The sequence below is a fragment of the Micromonospora sp. NPDC049799 genome (genome assembly GCF_040656655.1).
In the GTDB taxonomy this organism is placed as follows: domain Bacteria; phylum Actinomycetota; class Actinomycetes; order Mycobacteriales; family Micromonosporaceae; genus Micromonospora.
In genome coordinates this window covers 1-2,158 of the sequence record NZ_JBFAMU010000691.1, presented here as the reverse complement: position 1 = coordinate 2,158, position 2,158 = coordinate 1, and the positions used below count along the sequence as shown (strand labels likewise).

3 protein-coding genes are annotated in these 2,158 nt (G+C 73.4%); 2 read left to right on the top strand and 1 reads right to left on the bottom strand.

The features are described from left to right. Together AB0I76_RS28345 and AB0I76_RS28340 are read left to right on the top strand one after the other, a co-directional pair. Positions 1–284, top strand: a 284-nt coding sequence (locus tag AB0I76_RS28345; protein ID WP_357041724.1) for a hypothetical protein, incomplete at its 5' end; no start/stop codon positions are given. A gap of 5 nt (positions 285–289) precedes the next feature. Continuing rightward, entirely contained in the window at positions 290–703 is a 414-nt protein-coding gene (locus AB0I76_RS28340; RefSeq protein WP_357041730.1) for a roadblock/LC7 domain-containing protein, read from the top strand. A gap of 79 nt (positions 704–782) precedes the next feature. On the opposite strand, the gene AB0I76_RS28335 is transcribed toward AB0I76_RS28340, so the two are convergent. Then, complete coding sequence (locus AB0I76_RS28335; protein ID WP_357041727.1) at positions 783–2,132, bottom strand: GH1 family beta-glucosidase; 1,350 nt, start codon at positions 2,130–2,132, stop codon at positions 783–785. Positions 2,133–2,158 lie beyond the last annotated feature (26 nt).

Genomic DNA, 2,158 nt, shown 5'->3' with positions numbered 1-2,158 from the left:
CGGCACCGGTCGTCGGCACCGAGCGTCCCGCCCCGCCCACCGCCCCGGTCACCGGCGGGACCAACGACCGTGGCCTGCCCGTACGGGTGCCGATGGCGCAGCTGAGCGCCGTCACGCAGTCGGCACGGCCCGATCAGCCGGAGCGCCGGCACGATCCGGACCCGGAGGCGGTCGGCGGCATGCTGTCCCGCCTCTACAGCGGCGTCCGGCGGGCCGAGGCCGAGGACACCACCGAGATACCTGTGCCGCCGGCCGGCGGAAGCACCGAAGGGGGAGCACCATGACGACCTTGAGCCAGGAGGCCCGGGACCTGAGCTGGCTGGTCAGCGCGTTCGCGCAGCGCGTGCCGGGGGTGGCGCACGCGGTCGTGGTCTCGTCCGACGGCCTGCTGGTCGCGCTCTCCGACCACCTGCCCCGCGACAACGCCGACAAGCTCGCGGCGGTGACCTCCGGCCTGATGAGCATCACGGCGGGCGCGGCCCAGATGTTCGACGGCGACGTGGTCAAGCAGACCGTGGTCGAGATGGGCCGTGGCTACTTCCTCGTGATGCAGGTGCGGGACGGGTCGATCCTGGCCACCCTGGCCGGCGCGGACGCCGACATCGGCGTCGTCGGGTACGAGATGGCGCGGCTGGCCAAGCAGGCGGGCGAGATGTTGACCCCGGCGCTGCGCGCGGAACTCCAGCAGGCCCTGCCCCGCTGAGCGACCGGGTGGGGCCGGGACGTCCCGGCCCCACCCGACGCCCGCCGACCGGCGTCGGGTGGGGAGAACGACCGGCTGGTCAGAAGCCGTTGTCGGCGATGACCCGCCGATACCAGTGTGCGCTGCTCTTCGGGATTCGGCGCTGGGTGGGGTAGTCCACGTACACCAGGCCCCAGCGCTGGTCGTACCCCTCGTTCCACTCGAAGTTGTCCAGCAGCGACCAGACGTGGAAGCTCTCCAGCGGCACGCCGGCGTTCACGGCCCGGTGCGCGGCGGTCAGGTGGTCGCGGAGGAAGGCGATCCGACCGGCGTCGTCGACGGTGCCGTCGGCGCCGAGGGTGTCCGGGGTGGGCAGCCCGTTCTCGGTCACGGTCAGCGGGACCGGCCCGTACTCCCGGGTGACGCGGGTGAGGATGTCGTACATCCCGTCGGGGTGGATCTGCTGCCAGTCGGCCTGCGAGGTCGGCCAGCGCCGCGCCGTCCCGCCATCGGCGGTGACGTAGATCGGCGTGTAGTACTGCACGGCGAGCAGGTCGATCGGGCTGGCGATGATCTCCAGGTCGCCGTCGCGGACGCCCCGGACCATCCGGCTGTCCGGGCCGAGGTCGGCCAGCACGTCCTCGGGGTAGCGGCCGGTGAACACCGGGTCGAGGTAGAGACGGTTCTCGTAGCCGTCGTAGAGGCGGGTGGCCTCTGCCGCCTCGGGGGAGGAGTCGGCGGGGTAGCACGGGTGCAGGTTGAACGCCGGACCGATCCGGCCGCTGCCGCCGCCGGCGCGCAGCGCCTGGACCGCGAGACCGTGGGCCAGCTGGAGGTGGTGCGCCACCAGGTACGCGGCGTCCGGGTCCTGCCGGCCGGGGGCGTGGTGGCCGGTGAGGTAGCCGTTCTGCACCACGGTCTTCGGCTCGTTGACGGTCAGCCACACCGGGACCTGGTCACCGAGGGCGCCGAAGACCAGGTCGGCGTAGTCGGCGAACCGGTGGGCCACGTCCCGCGACTCCCAGCCTCCGGCGTCCTGGAGGGCCTGCGGCAGGTCCCAGTGGAACAGCGTCACCATCGGCGCGATGTCGCGCTCGTGCAGGCCGTCCACCAGCCGCCGGTAGAAGTCCAGCCCGCGCTGGTTGGCCGGCCCGGTGCCGTCGGCCTGGATGCGGGGCCAGGAGACGGAGAACCGGTAGCTGCGCAGACCCAGGTCGCGCATCAGGTCGAGGTCCTCGGCGTACCGGTGGTAGTGGTCGGCGGCCACGTCGCCGGTGTCGCCGTTGCGGGTGCGTCCCGGCGTACGGCTGAAGGTGTCCCACACCGACTCGCCGCGGCCGTCCTCCTTGGCCGCGCCCTCGATCTGGTACGCGGAGGTGGCCGCGCCCCAGCCGAAGTCCGGCGGGAAGCGCAGGGCGCCGGCCGTGCCGGCGTCGGTCGCGGTGTCGATCCGCCCGTCGGCCGACCCGCCGGGGT